This window comes from Pseudomonas sp. E315, assembly GCF_055406205.1.
The window spans coordinates 228,806-241,353 of the sequence record NZ_JBUZPJ010000001.1 but is presented as its reverse complement, the minus strand read 5'-3'; the positions used below and the strand labels follow the sequence as shown (position 1 = coordinate 241,353).

Here is a 12,548-nt window from a genome sequence, read left to right as displayed (position 1 = left end):
AAGTTCGCTTAAGGCCCGCGTGAAAGCCCAAGCAAGCAAACACTGGGCGTGGTGGCTTAACACCAGTAGAATCGCGCTCTTTTTTCCAGGGCGCTCGCCATGACCTCTCTCAAAACGCCGCTTGAAGCCGAGTCCCAGACCAGCGAACTGGTCTTTGGTCTTGAAGACCGCCCTAAGCCGTGGATCGGCTTTCTGGCCGCACTGCAACACCTGTTGGCGATCATTGTGCCAATCGTGACGCCAGGCCTGCTGATTTGTCAGGCGCTTGGCGTGTCCAGCCGCGACACCAACCTGATTGTGTCCATGTCGTTGGTCATTTCGGGCATCGCCACCTTTGTGCAGTGCAAACGTTTTGGCCCCTTTGGCGCAGGCTTGCTGATTGTGCAAGGCACCAGCTTCAACTTTGTTGGCCCGCTGATCGCCGGCGGCGCGCTGATGGTCAAACAAGGCACCCCGGTTGAGGCAGTAATGGCCGCCATTTTTGGCGTGGTGATCGCAGGATCGTTCGTCGAAATGGGCATCTCGCGGATTTTGCCGTTTGTAAAACGCATGATTACCCCGTTGGTCACCGGCATTGTGGTGCTGATGATTGGCCTGACCCTGATTAAAGTCGGCCTGATCAGCATGGGTGGCGGCTTCACGGCCATGAGCAACGGCACCTTCGCCAATGGCGAAAACCTGATGTTGTCGGGCGTGGTGCTGGCGATCATCGTCATTCTCAACCGCATTCCACTGGTGTGGATGCGCAGCTGCGCCATTGTGATTGCCTTGGCCGTGGGTTACGCACTGGCCGGATATTTGGGCCGCCTGGACTTCACCGGCATGCATCAAGCCGAGTGGTTCCAGGTGCCAATGCCGCTGCACTTTGGCCTGGGGTTTTCATGGGCGTTGTTCATTCCGATGCTGGTGATCTATCTGGTGACTTCGCTCGAAGCCATTGGCGACGTGACTGCCACCAGTAAAGTGTCGCGTCAGCCCGTCGAAGGTCCGCTGTGGATGCAACGCATTAAGGGTGGCGTATTGGTCAACGGTGCCAACTCGCTGCTGGCCGGTATTTTCAACACCTTTCCTAGCTCGATTTTTGCCCAGAACAACGGCGTGATTCAGCTGACCGGCATTGCCAGTCGCCACATTGGCGTGTGGATTGCCGCAATGCTGGTGCTGTTGGGTTTGTTCCCAAGCGTAGCCGGTGCCATTCAGGCAGTCCCAGAGCCCGTGCTGGGCGGTGCGGCGATGGTGATGTTTGGCGCGGTTGCGGCCTCCGGGATCAACATTTTGGCCAGCATTACGCTGGATCGTCGCGCACTGCTGATTATTGCGGTATCGCTGGCCTTGGGCCTTGGTGTGTCGCAAGTGCCAGAGTTCCTCGCACACATGCCCGCCGCTTTGCGCAATGTGCTGGAGTCCGGGGTTGCCACGGGCGGTATTTGCGCCCTGCTGCTGAACTGGTTCCTGCCAGAAGCAGACAAAAATCAGGCTGAGTAATCAGTGATGTCGAGCAGGATTGCCACGCGGGGTCCTGCTCGATTTATGCCAAACGTCGCACGTTGTGCGAACACCGCAGACTTCAAATCTTTTCCTAGTTCAGCGTTTGAATTACTCTTTTTGCAAACCTTCATCTTGTTTGAGCGACAGCCATGAGCACGTATGGATCGCGTTTGAAGCAAGAGCGCCTGCGCTTGTGCCTGACGCAGAAACAATTGGCGTCAGCGGGTGGCGTTGGGCGCCATGCTCAAGGTTTTTATGAGCGCGATATTACCCAACCCCGCGCTGACTATCTGGCCGCCATCACCTTGGTCGGCATTGATGTGCTGTACATCATCACGGGGCACCACACCCAGAATCGCCCGCTCTGCGCGCCTACCTCGTGCGGTAATGGCCAGCTCACAGAAAACTGACTTGCCTCACGCATGCACCCAACGCCGGTGCAACGCCCTGGCGCACGCATCCAGGGCAAACCCCAGCACACCGATCAACACCACCATTGCCATCAGCTCTGAGTAGGCCAACCGATCTCGGGTATCGAGAATGAAATACCCTAGGCCCGCGCTCACCCCCAGCATTTCGCAGGGCACCAGCACAATCCACAGAATACCGATCGACAGCCGAACGCCTGTCAGCACATGCCCCAGCACCCCCGGGACGATCACCTTGCGCAGGGTTTCCCAGCGCGTGGCACTCAAACTGCGGCTCAATTGCAGCCAGCGCGGGTCAAGCTGACGGACACCCGCGATGGTATTGAGCAAAATCGGCCACACAGCCGCGAAAGTCAGCAAGAAGTAAATCGGTTGATCACCCACCCCCATCAGCATGACCACCACAGGCATCCACGACAGCGGCGAAATCATGCGCAAAAACTGAAAAGCGGGCGTGGTCGCCGCCTCAAGATTTCGCGAGCCGCCGATGAGCAGCCCCAGTGGCACACCCAGCAGCAAGGCCATCAGCAAGCTCACCAAAATACGCTTCAGACTGACCAACACGTTCTCATAAAGCTGCGCGCTGCCCAGCAACTCGATCAAGCTGACAAAGGTGGCCTGAGGTGAGAAGCGCGCCGACAGACCTTGCGCACTGCCGAACAGTTCAACGCCCAGCCACCACAGCAGCAACAGGCTCAGCAAACCTGAACTGCCGAGTAACCACTGACGTTTGATCGAAGGAGCCAACGCTTTCAAAAGCCAAACTCCTCAGTGCGCTCAAAGCTTTCGGGCAGACCGAAAGTCTTTAATCCCCCCACTGCCGCAATGCTGTTTTTGACAAAGCGATCATCGACTAAATCTTGCGCCACAAACGCAGGATCAAGGTTGGCCAGAAAACTGTTGTCGCCTTGAATCAATGTGTCTTTGAGGCGCGACACCAGCGCTTGGGTGTAACTGGGAAATGGATAAGGCTGAAAATCAATGCGCTGCTCATCCCAGTTGGCGTGCTCAATGGCACCACTGGCTTGATAGTGCTCGCGCTCACTGGCCGCGGGCGCCAACACCCGTTGCAACACCTGCGAGCTGTGCGGGGTGTAGCGATTGTTGCCATCTTTGGCCAGCAACTTTGCTGCTTCATCACGATTGTCGCGGGTCCAGACCTGCGCTTTAACAATGGCATTGACCACCTTTTGCGACCACTCAGGGCGGTTATTGAGGTCATGTTCGTGCATGAACACTACACAGCAAGCGTGGTTGCGCCATAAATCACCGGTAAAACGCTGCACGCGCCCGACCTTCAAGTCTTCGGCCAGCGCATTAAACGGCTCAGCCACGATGTACCCGGCAATGCGTTGGGTGGCTAACGCCGGCGGCATGTCAGAGGGTGGCATAACCACCAAGTTCACCTCGTTGTCGGCCAACGCGCTGCCCACTGGGCGCGTCACCGGCTGCAAACCGTTGTCACGAAACAACTGTTGCACCACCACGTTGTGAATCGAGTACCAAAACGGAATCGCAATGGACTGCCCGCCCAGTTGCTTGACCTGCGTAATGTTCGGGGAGACGGTCAACCCCGAGCCGCCAACATGATTCCAGGCCACGACTTTAGCGGGCACTTTGCTGCCATAGCGTGCCCATACCGTCATCGGTGACAGCAAGTGGATCACGTTGACCTGCCCCGAAATAAACGCTTCGATCACTTGCGCCCAACTGCGCAATAACACAGGGCGCTCAGCCTTGATGCCTTCCGCTTCGAACAGGCCATTGTTATGAGCCACCAACAAGGGTGTGGCGTCAGTGATTGGCAAATAACCGATGCGCACCGGCGCATCAGGCTCGGCCGCCGCTCGGGCCTGCAAGCTGGCCAGCATCGGCAGGGCACCTGCGGCGGTGAGCATGGCGCTCAGTTTTAAAATGTCACGCCGAGTGTGGGTGAAGTCGTCCAGGCACATGTTTACGCTCCAGCGAGTCAGGCAAGGGGTCAATAACAGAGTCAGTAGTGCGGCTCGCCCGCCGAAGGGTTTTTAGGATGTCGATACGCAACGCGCCCAGCTCATCGATCCGCTCTTCACGCGGCTGTGCTAAATCGATGCGCCACTCACCCACCGTGTGCGCTGGGCTGTGGCCCAGTAGCACGATTCGGTCACTGAGCAGCAAGGCTTCGTCAATGTCATGGGTAATCAGCAATGCTGCCGTGTTATGGCGCGCAATCACACGCAACAACAGTTGTTGCATGTCATGGCGGGTGACTTCGTCGAGTGCGCCAAATGGCTCATCAAGCAGCAACACTTGTGGCTGGCGCGCCAAACAGCGTGCCAGTGCAACCCGTTGTGCCATGCCGCCCGACAGCTGCGCCGGGTATTGGCCCCGCGCCTGTTGCAAGCCAACTTCTACAATCGCCTGATCAACCCGAGCCTTGCGCTCAGCGCTGGAGACATTGGGCTGACGCGCAAAATCCAGACCAAAAGCAACATTGCTTTCAAGGGTCAACCACGGCAGCAAGCTGGGGTCTTGAAAGGCGACGGCAACACGCGGATGCGGCGCTGTGACGGGTTGACCGAGCAAGCTCACGCTGCCTGCGTGGGCGGTCTGCAAACCTGCGAGCACCCGCAACAAACTGGACTTGCCCACCCCGCTTGGCCCGAGCACCGACACCACTTCGCCAGGCATCAATTGCAGGTCAAAGCCTTCAAGTACCGATTGCCAGCCGCCCTCACGGGGGTAACCCAAGGTGATCTGATGTGCCTCCAGCAAAACGCGGCTCATCAAGCGCTTACCTTGGCCTGACGCTGCAACTCGGCGCGCAGCTGCACCAAGCTTGGGGTCACGATGGGCACAAACGCTGACTCACGCCAGCGCCGGGCAAAGGCACTGCCATAAGCACTCAGATACGCTTTGCCGCCACTGGCTTGCAGTTCAAACTGCACCGCACTGGCGGTCGCTTCGGCCAACGCAATACGCAGCCTGAACAGTGCCGCCGGCTCTGCCAAAAAGCGCCCGTCGAGTAATCCGTCTTTAAGCGCTTGCACGTGGGTTTCGAGATCGGCCTGCTGTTCGTGCAGCACATCAAGCAGCGCTGAACGCAGGCCTTGCAGATGCGCTTCGGCCTCTTTCAATGAGCGCCGGGCCAGACCTATCGCCAGGCCGCATTGCAACCCCAAAAACGCGGGACGAACGGCCGGCAAAAAGACCCGTGCATCGTCGTGCAACAACCAGTCCTGACTGACCCGCACATCATTTAAATCCAAGGCTGCGGTGTTGCTTGACTGCAAGCCCATCAACACCAGATCGTCCGAACGCTGTAAGCCGGGGCGCGAGTCAGGAATGGCCAGCACAAATGGCGCTCCACCCTCCTCGCGTTCAATCGCTGCGGCAACCACAAACCCACTTTTTCGCAAGTTGGTCACCCAGTGCAGCCGACCATTGAGGCACCAGCCATTGGGCTCAGTGCGCGCACGCACTTGCAAGGCTTCAATCCCCGAAAGGAACTTCATGGCGTTGGACAGCCCGGTTGCCCCGGCCAGTTGGCCGCTTAACAGATCGGGCAACAGACGCTCACGCAAAGCGCTGTTGGGGCTTTGTAAGAGGTATTCGATAAAAGCGCGCTGGCCCCAAAACACAAACGCTGAGGCCAACGAATGGCTGGCAACGCTGGCCATGACCTCCAAAGTGTCTGCCAGTGTGCCGCCGCTGCCACCCAATTGCGGGCTAACCCCGACCCGCAACACATTGGCGCAGGCCAGTTGCGACAGCACATGCTGGGGATCGCTGTGCCCAAGGTCCAGCGCTTGCGCTTGGGCATCCAGCCACTGACTCAATACTGGGTCGAGCATATTGATTTCTCCTTTAAATCGCGGCCAGCCTGATTACTCAGGTTGAGTCCAGCTGTAACGTGCCAATTCAGGATTGAGCGGCGTACGGGCGAAAACGTTGGCAAAGTTGCACAGGGTTGCCAGGCTCACGCCAAGGATGACTTCCAATGCCTGACCTTCGGTGTACCCTGCTGCCTGGAACGCGGCATAGGTCTGATCGCTGACGTCACCGCGCTTGGCGATGACTTCACGGGTGAAGGCCGCCAAGGCTTCCAACCGCTCGATCGGTAACTGCGTTTGCCCACGTAATGCACTCACAACTTCGTCGGGCAGTTTGGCTTTGTTCTGCGCTACGGCGGTATGACCTGCGACACAAAAATCGCAACCATGACGAGTGGCTGCAATCAGTTGCACCACTTCCCTTTCCTGCAACGTGAGCTCGGCCTTGGCATTGAGCGTCGAAACCGTGACATAAGTCTCCAAAGCCGCCGGCGCATTGGCTAAAATCCCCAGCAGATTAGGGATAAAACCCGAGTTTTTCTGTGCAGTTTCCAAAAACGGCTTAGCGGCACTTGGGGCAGTTTCCAGGGTATGAAGGGTGACGCGAGACATGAAGTGACTCCTGTGTAAGGTGTCTAAGCAGTCTGTTGGTTATAAAAATTTGATTCCATATTCTAAAGTAGCGATTACTTGCTTCTGAGTGTTTCCATTAGATGATTTCGTCCAGCCCACTGATCGATTGGTTATTAGAGAGCCTTGAGCTTGACGCCAGCCTGTTTCACGTCGGCCGCTATTGCGGTGGCTGGCACAGCAGCACTGAAGGCTTGGCTCGTGCCAGTTTTCATGTGGTGGTGCAAGGCCATTGCTGGCTGCATGTCGAAGGCCATGCGGGGGGCGTGCAACTCAATACCGGTGATGCACTGTTTTTACTGCAAGACTTGAAGTACCGGCTGTCCAGCGCGCAAGCCCCTCAGTTGGCCTCGCAACTGCCCCGGCAAACCATGCAGCCCCTGGACGCCCAAGCAGAAGATGGCGTTGGGCTGGTGTGTGGGTTTTTCCATTTCCAGCCGGGGCTGTCATCGCTGATTATCGAGGCGCTGCCCAGCTGGATTATCTTGCGCGCTGACGACCCGTGTTCGCAGGCTGCTCGCTCACTGTTTCAGTTGATTCTGGAAGAATGCCAACGCACTCCCGCGCCCTCTTCGTCGCTGCTTGAGCGCTTGAGCCATCTGCTGTTTCTGTACGTGCTGCGCCAGCAAGTTGGAGACAACCCCAACCTCGGTGGGCTGGTGGCGCTGGCACGCCAGCCCGCGTTTTCGAGTTTGCTAGAGCAACTGATCGAACACCCTGAGCAGCCCTGGACTCTAGAAAACATGGCAGCCTGCACTGGCCTTTCACGCTCAGCATTTTTCAAACGCTTCAGCGAACAGGCCGGGCAGTCGCCGGGGCATGTGTTATTGGCTTTACGCATGCGCCACGCCTGCCAATTGCTGCAAACCGACCACACGGTTGAGCAAGCCTGTGCGGCAGTGGGTTATCAATCGATTGCCGCCTTTACCCGCGCGTTTACAAAAAACATTGGCGTACAACCCGGCGCATATCGCAAACAGCATGAGCGCCGTTAAACCTTTGGCCACGACCTTTCAAACTGGAGTCCTCATGACCGAACCCGGCCCCCACCATCAAAAAGCACTTGATCGTTTTCTCAGCGAACATCCGGAAATTGCCTACGAACTAGACCACTTAAACCCCTTGGCCGCCCAAGCGGTGAAGCAGTCTGCCAAACAATATCGTCAGGAACGTTTGAACGAGGCCTTTGAAGCTGAGGCCGAACGTTTGGGCTTTTTCGCATGGGAGTTAACACTGCAACTGACCTGCGCAACAGACGAAGAGTTTCAGGCTCAACGCCTTGAGGTACACCGTGAGGTTGCGCAAATGGCCGGCATGGACTGGGCCGAGTATTGCGAGCTAAACGGGCTTTAAAGCGCGCGCCGTCTATTCGACTTTCTTTGGTTTCCAGATGTTTGAGCAGACTTTCTCCAGCAGCGCCTTGTTGTGACTGAACACAATCAGCCCCAGCTCACGGCGTTCAACCTCTTCAAGCAGTACCTGCCACACCTGCGCTTGCAGGTGCGCATCCAACTGGGCCGTCACCTCATCTGCGATCAAGTAGCGTGTGCGTGGGTCGAGGGCTCTGAGCAAGGCGATACGGGCCAGCTCACCTCCCGACAGCTCATCAGGGCGGCGGCTCAACCACACTGGATTTACCATCAAGCGTTCAAGCCAACTGGCATCCGGCGACCAGGCATCACGCAGGCTTTGGCCCGTTGTGCGATAAGGATTAAACGTGAGCTCAGGATGCTGTGGCACCAGTTGAATCGGGCAGTAACCCTTTTTCGGTAATGGCTTGCCCCCGACTGTGATGCTGCCTGAAGTGGGCGTCTGCCATTGTGCCAGTACACGGCCCAACGTGGTTTTACCGAAGCCGCTGGGCGCAGAAATGCCCTGACGCTCACCCGAGCTGACTTGAAATGACACCGAATCCCAGAGCCGACGCCCATCTTGCACGATGGTGAGCTGGTGAACATCAAGCATAGGTTTGACGCCCAACGAAAGGCACACAACGTGCAAAAAACTGTTGCTCAGGTAACGCCGCCCACAGTGATTGCAACCACGGGCTGCCGCCGTTTTCGCGTAAGGCCTGCGCACTCAAGGTTTCGTGCAGTTCGCCTTGATGCAACACGGCGATTTTGTCTGCAAATCGTGATGCCAACGCCAAATCGTGGGTCACCCACAAGATCCCGCGCCCCTGCTCACAAAAACCCTTGAGGTGGGCCAACAATTGGCAGGCGTGCTCGTCATCAAGCCAGGACGTCACTTCATCGGCCAAGATGTAGCGTGCGTGAGTTAATGCCGCGCAACTGGCCAGTACCCGCTTAGCCATACCGCCCGATAACGTACGCGGAAACTCATCGACCAGGCCGGGCGACAAGTTGTAATGCTGAAGTTGCTCAGCCACCTCATTCAACCCCACGTTGACGCCACCCAGGTGCGCCGCACGCATCAGTTGCGGCCCCACTTTGATCAGTGGATTCAAGGCACTGACACCCTGAGGTACGTAACACACTGTTTTGCCACGCTGATCGACTTTACTGGCATCACCCAACACTTGGCCGTCGAGCACGATTTCACCACGACAACGCATAGTGTCTGGCAGCAGCCCCAAGGTGCTCTGCAACAACAAACTTTTACCTTCACCACTGGAGCCCACCAGTGCCACCAACTCGCCGGGATGCACTTCAAGAGAAATATTGCTCAACAGGGGGTGCCAGGTTTTGTGGCCCAGCCAGTGATAGTGAGCAATGTCGATCGCGAACTGGTTGAATTTGAGCATCAGCTGATCCTTATCCATAACTGCTGCAAAGCCCGTGCGAATTGATCAAAGACCAACACCAAACCCACCAGAATCAAACCCGGAAAAAACGCCAGCCACCACGCGCCGCTGCTCAAGTAACGTAGCGCATCCGCCAGCAATAGCCCCAACGATGGGTCATGGGGCGCCAGCCCGAAGCCCAAAAAACTCAGCGCCGCAGAGTGCAAGACAGCATGCGCAAACATCAACAGCGTGCCCACAATCCACTGCGGCAACAGCAACGGCAATAAATGATGGCGCCAACGATAAAAACTGCTGTTGCCCAAACGATGGGACAACATCACAAAATCGGTTTCGCGAATTCGCAAGATTTCAGAGCGCAAAATAAGCGCCAAACGCGGCCAGTGGGTCAGCGCGACAGCAAGAATCACCCCTTGTTTGCCGCCGCCCAGAGTGAAGCAAATCAGCACCAGCAAGAGTAAATGCGGCAAGGCCAACAGGCTGTCGATAAGCCCGCGTATCAGGTAGTCGAATGTCTTGCTCACAGTACACAGGCTGGCGGTAAGCAGTGCCAAAAAGCCACTGCAAAACGCCGCCGTCAGGCCGATTTGCAAACTGGTGGTCATGCCTTGAAAACAGCGTAGCCACAGGTCGCGCCCAAGGCTGTCGGTGCCGAACCAAAACTCAGCCGATGGCGCCTGACGCCGTGCCAACAAGTCCATCTCAATGTCTACACCCGACACCGAAATACCGTAACCAATCAATACCAGTAACAGCAGCAACGAGGCGCACAGTCTGAGTAATGCGCGATTGGGGTCGTAAGTCATGACTGGCGCACCGCCCCTCGGTTGAGATGCTGCAAGAGTGCGTTGGCAATGCTGTTGCCGGTAAACACCAGCACAGCGCAAAACATCACGATCCCCATCAGCAACGGAATATCACCGCGCAAACCAGCATCAATGGTGGCTTGACCCAGGCCGGGGTAAGCAAACACTTTTTCAGCCAGTAACGAGCCGCCCAGCAATTCCCCAACCGAAGCAAATTGCAGGCACAACGCAGGACTGATCGCGTGGCGCAAAATATGAAAGTTGATCAGCGGCCAGCCCTTATCCCCTTGCGCCTGTGCATAGCGAATGAACTCGCTGTTCATCACGTCTGCCACACGAGCACGCGTGTGCAAAGCAATATTGCCAACACCCAGCACACCCAACGCCAGCATCGGCAGGACCAAATGATGGAGCTTATCGCCCCAGGTTGCAGTTTGGGCATTACTGCCGGGGGGCCAGGCGCAACAAATAGGCGCCCAATTCAGGGTAACCGCAAACAGTGACAGCAACAGCAGCCCAATCCAGAACGTTGGCAGAGACGCCAACAAATAGGACACGCTGCAAATCAACCGATCCGGCCAGCGATTGAGGTATCGCCCGGCTGTCAGCCCCATTGCCAAACCGGCAATCCCGGAAAATAACCACGCCGAAAACAGCAACGCAAACGAAGTCGCGAACCGCTCACCTATCACCTGAGAAACTGGCGCGTTGTAGAGCATTGAATAGCCCAAATCGCCTTGCACCATTTGGCCGAACCAGTGCAAAAAACGCTCCCACAGCGGAAGGTCCAGCCCCCAGCGGGCAGCAATCAACGGGTATTGCTCAGGCGGCACATGCAGTAGGTCGTTACCGATGTAGGCGCGAATCGGGTCCACCGGAGAAAAGCTCAGCAACGTAAATGTGCCCGCAGCCGTCACCAGAAGCAGGCACACCAAACGCCCCACAAACAGCGAGAAGCCGCGTATCACTTGCAGGTCCACTTCCAACCATCAAGGCTGTTAAGGAGCGACCAAGAGCCATGAATTTCTGGCGCGCCTTTACCCAGATCAATGCACTGATCGGCCAGATAAGTGTGCTGCACGTTCAGCAGCCACGCCCAAGCCGCATCGCCTTTGACGCCCGCCCCCGTTTTGCCGTCCCACTCCACTTGCTGCCAGTGCGGTACCGCTTGCTGCCAGGTCGGAGCATCCAGCGCTTGCTGCAAATGCTGATCCACCACGGGGTTTTGGTAGTAACCGGGGTTGTAGTACTCCACCCCGGCGGCCTTGCTGCTGTAGTGGTGGTAAAGCTCCATCGGGTCAAGGCTGCCCCACCCAAATAATGTCGGGTTAGCGTGCATGTTACGTTCGACGGTTTCCCAACTGCCGGACTTCAAGTCCACGTCAATGCCAACAGGTTTAAGCATGGATCGCACGGCTTGTGCCAAGTCGCGTCGTGTTGCATCGCCACTGGCGTACCACAGGGTTACTTTGGCGGGCAGACCGTTTTTCTCGCGAATGCCGCTGGGCGTTTCAACCCAACCCCCTTCATCCAATAACTGTTTAGCCTTGGCTATGTCGCCATCCTTGAAAGCCGCGTCAGGATTATTCCAAGGCAACCCTTGAACCCCGGTGTAGGCAGGGATCGCATGACCTTCGAGAATCTGGTCAGCCAGTAATTGACGGTCAATAGCGTAGTTGATGGCCTTGCGAATCGCCACATCGGCGGTCACATCGTTACCTATCGGATAACCCTGTGCGTCTTTCTTGCCTGATGGCGTGGTCGGCAACACGATGCCGCGGTTTTCTACGCTAGGGCGCACCCACAACCGCATGCCATCAACTGGCCCCACGACCAATGAAGGGGCAATACGCACAATCCCCAATTGCTGGCTCTGGGCGCCCGCAAACGCGCTGTCTTCATCGAGAAAAACAAACACCAACTTGTCGAAGTCATTCTTTTGGCCCGCATAGTACGGGTTAGCTTCAACAATCAGTTGCTGGCCTGGCTGGTAACTGACCAGCCGGTAAGGCCCTGCGCCAATTGGCTTTTGGGCATACGTTTTGGCATCGTACTTGTCCGCCGAAACAATACCCAACGACCCCAGCACATTAACGAAGGTGCTTTGCGGCGCCTTGAGCTCAATACGCACAGTCAGCGGGTCAACCACCTCAGCCTTGAGGAAGTTGCCCATGTCGACCTTGCCGCCACTGGCCGCTGCGTTGTTGTAGGTGTAGGCCACATCCTTGGCCGTGAGCGGCTGGCCGTCAGAAAACTTCAGGTCGGGCTTGAGCTTCAGAATCCAGGTTTTACCATCATCACGGGTCTGGTAGTCGCTGAGCAGAAAGCTGCTCCAGGACAAGTCTTCATTTTGCTTAAGTAACGGACTGTGCAGCAGTAGGTAACTGCCGTGACTCCAACCCAGCATGGGATCAAAACCTTCAGTGGGCCCATCACCAATGGCCAACTTCAGCGTCCGGGGCTGTTGAGCGTAAGCATTCGCTGCGAGCACACTCAACAGCGCAGCGGCGACTAAGGTATTGCGCATCCATGCTGGCTTGGACATCAATCCTCCAAAAAGAAGTAGCATCGCCGAAGCGGGCTCAAAAAGACTGTGCGCCTGTTCGCGCGTTCAACAGTA

14 protein-coding genes are annotated in these 12,548 nt (G+C 56.8%); 4 read left to right on the top strand and 10 right to left on the bottom strand.

Features of this window, described 5'->3' with window-relative positions:
* The first annotated feature begins 99 nt into the window (after positions 1 to 99).
* Positions 100 to 1,485 (top strand): nucleobase:cation symporter-2 family protein, encoded by a 1,386-nt coding sequence (locus ACZRJQ_RS01320; protein WP_463976617.1) that lies wholly within the window; start codon positions 100 to 102, stop codon positions 1,483 to 1,485.
* A gap of 152 nt (positions 1,486 to 1,637) precedes the next feature.
* Positions 1,638 to 1,898: a helix-turn-helix domain-containing protein gene (locus ACZRJQ_RS01315; protein WP_463976616.1), complete on the top strand. Its 261-nt coding sequence runs from the start codon at positions 1,638 to 1,640 to the stop codon at positions 1,896 to 1,898.
* 6 nt (positions 1,899 to 1,904) lie between these two features.
* Here the strand turns inward: ACZRJQ_RS01315 and ACZRJQ_RS01310 are convergent, their stop codons facing one another.
* The 5 genes from ACZRJQ_RS01310 to ACZRJQ_RS01290 are packed head-to-tail and all read right to left on the bottom strand — an operon-like array spanning position 1,905 to position 6,340.
* Complete coding sequence (locus tag ACZRJQ_RS01310) at positions 1,905 to 2,651, bottom strand: ABC transporter permease (protein ID WP_463976975.1); 747 nt, start codon at positions 2,649 to 2,651, stop codon at positions 1,905 to 1,907.
* Between the two features lie 17 nt (positions 2,652 to 2,668).
* Positions 2,669 to 3,868, bottom strand: a complete 1,200-nt coding sequence (locus tag ACZRJQ_RS01305) for an ABC transporter substrate-binding protein (RefSeq protein WP_463976615.1) — start codon at positions 3,866 to 3,868, stop codon at positions 2,669 to 2,671.
* Positions 3,834 to 4,682, bottom strand: coding sequence for an ABC transporter ATP-binding protein (locus tag ACZRJQ_RS01300; RefSeq protein ID WP_463976614.1), 849 nt, complete (start codon positions 4,680 to 4,682; stop codon positions 3,834 to 3,836). Before ACZRJQ_RS01300 ends, ACZRJQ_RS01305 begins: the two co-directional genes overlap by 35 nt.
* Positions 4,682 to 5,749, bottom strand: a complete 1,068-nt coding sequence (locus ACZRJQ_RS01295; RefSeq protein ID WP_463976613.1) for an acyl-CoA dehydrogenase family protein — start codon at positions 5,747 to 5,749, stop codon at positions 4,682 to 4,684. Before ACZRJQ_RS01295 ends, ACZRJQ_RS01300 begins: the two co-directional genes overlap by 1 nt.
* A gap of 33 nt (positions 5,750 to 5,782) precedes the next feature.
* Positions 5,783 to 6,340: a carboxymuconolactone decarboxylase family protein gene (locus ACZRJQ_RS01290; protein WP_463976612.1), complete on the bottom strand. Its 558-nt coding sequence runs from the start codon at positions 6,338 to 6,340 to the stop codon at positions 5,783 to 5,785.
* Between the two features lie 101 nt (positions 6,341 to 6,441).
* Here ACZRJQ_RS01290 and ACZRJQ_RS01285 point away from each other — a divergent pair, with 101 nt between their 5' ends.
* On the top strand, positions 6,442 to 7,353 hold the full coding sequence (locus ACZRJQ_RS01285; RefSeq protein ID WP_463976611.1) for a cupin domain-containing protein: 912 nt from the start codon (positions 6,442 to 6,444) through the stop codon (positions 7,351 to 7,353).
* A 34-nt stretch (positions 7,354 to 7,387) separates the two neighbouring features.
* A complete protein-coding gene (locus ACZRJQ_RS01280) occupies positions 7,388 to 7,711 on the top strand; it encodes a DUF6388 family protein (RefSeq protein ID WP_463976610.1) in 324 nt (107 codons plus the stop codon).
* Between the two features lie 12 nt (positions 7,712 to 7,723).
* Here the strand turns inward: ACZRJQ_RS01280 and ACZRJQ_RS01275 are convergent, their stop codons facing one another.
* The 5 genes from ACZRJQ_RS01275 to ACZRJQ_RS01255 are packed head-to-tail and all read right to left on the bottom strand — an operon-like array spanning position 7,724 to position 12,473.
* Positions 7,724 to 8,323: an ATP-binding cassette domain-containing protein gene (locus tag ACZRJQ_RS01275; RefSeq protein ID WP_463976609.1), complete on the bottom strand. Its 600-nt coding sequence runs from the start codon at positions 8,321 to 8,323 to the stop codon at positions 7,724 to 7,726.
* A complete protein-coding gene (locus tag ACZRJQ_RS01270) occupies positions 8,316 to 9,122 on the bottom strand; it encodes an ATP-binding cassette domain-containing protein (RefSeq protein ID WP_463976608.1) in 807 nt (268 codons plus the stop codon). Before ACZRJQ_RS01270 ends, ACZRJQ_RS01275 begins: the two co-directional genes overlap by 8 nt.
* The gene (locus tag ACZRJQ_RS01265) at positions 9,122 to 9,928 is read right to left on the bottom strand and encodes an ABC transporter permease (RefSeq protein ID WP_463976607.1); all 807 of its coding nucleotides are present in this window, start codon (positions 9,926 to 9,928) and stop codon (positions 9,122 to 9,124) included. The genes ACZRJQ_RS01270 and ACZRJQ_RS01265 overlap by 1 nt, the downstream gene beginning before the upstream one ends.
* Positions 9,925 to 10,908 (bottom strand): ABC transporter permease, encoded by a 984-nt coding sequence (locus tag ACZRJQ_RS01260; protein ID WP_463976606.1) that lies wholly within the window; start codon positions 10,906 to 10,908, stop codon positions 9,925 to 9,927. The genes ACZRJQ_RS01265 and ACZRJQ_RS01260 overlap by 4 nt, the downstream gene beginning before the upstream one ends.
* Complete coding sequence (locus tag ACZRJQ_RS01255) at positions 10,893 to 12,473, bottom strand: ABC transporter substrate-binding protein (protein WP_463976605.1); 1,581 nt, start codon at positions 12,471 to 12,473, stop codon at positions 10,893 to 10,895. The genes ACZRJQ_RS01260 and ACZRJQ_RS01255 overlap by 16 nt, the downstream gene beginning before the upstream one ends.
* Positions 12,474 to 12,548 lie beyond the last annotated feature (75 nt).

Bases quoted from the DNA above. Each gene is read 5' to 3' on its own strand.
- ACZRJQ_RS01320 (WP_463976617.1), top strand. From the start codon at position 100: ATGACCTCTCTCAAAACGCCGCTTGAAGCCGAGTCCCAGACCAGCGAA.
- ACZRJQ_RS01315 (WP_463976616.1), top strand. From the start codon at position 1,638: ATGAGCACGTATGGATCGCGTTTGAAGCAAGAGCGCCTGCGCTTGTGC.
- ACZRJQ_RS01305 (WP_463976615.1), bottom strand. From the start codon at position 3,868: ATGTGCCTGGACGACTTCACCCACACTCGGCGTGACATTTTAAAACTG.
- ACZRJQ_RS01300 (WP_463976614.1), bottom strand. From the start codon at position 4,682: ATGAGCCGCGTTTTGCTGGAGGCACATCAGATCACCTTGGGTTACCCC.
- ACZRJQ_RS01295 (WP_463976613.1), bottom strand. From the start codon at position 5,749: ATGCTCGACCCAGTATTGAGTCAGTGGCTGGATGCCCAAGCGCAAGCG.
- ACZRJQ_RS01290 (WP_463976612.1), bottom strand. From the start codon at position 6,340: ATGTCTCGCGTCACCCTTCATACCCTGGAAACTGCCCCAAGTGCCGCT.
- ACZRJQ_RS01285 (WP_463976611.1), top strand. From the start codon at position 6,442: ATGATTTCGTCCAGCCCACTGATCGATTGGTTATTAGAGAGCCTTGAG.
- ACZRJQ_RS01280 (WP_463976610.1), top strand. From the start codon at position 7,388: ATGACCGAACCCGGCCCCCACCATCAAAAAGCACTTGATCGTTTTCTC.
- ACZRJQ_RS01275 (WP_463976609.1), bottom strand. From the start codon at position 8,323: ATGCTTGATGTTCACCAGCTCACCATCGTGCAAGATGGGCGTCGGCTC.
- ACZRJQ_RS01270 (WP_463976608.1), bottom strand. From the start codon at position 9,122: ATGCTCAAATTCAACCAGTTCGCGATCGACATTGCTCACTATCACTGG.
- ACZRJQ_RS01265 (WP_463976607.1), bottom strand. From the start codon at position 9,928: ATGACTTACGACCCCAATCGCGCATTACTCAGACTGTGCGCCTCGTTG.
- ACZRJQ_RS01255 (WP_463976605.1), bottom strand. From the start codon at position 12,473: ATGTCCAAGCCAGCATGGATGCGCAATACCTTAGTCGCCGCTGCGCTG.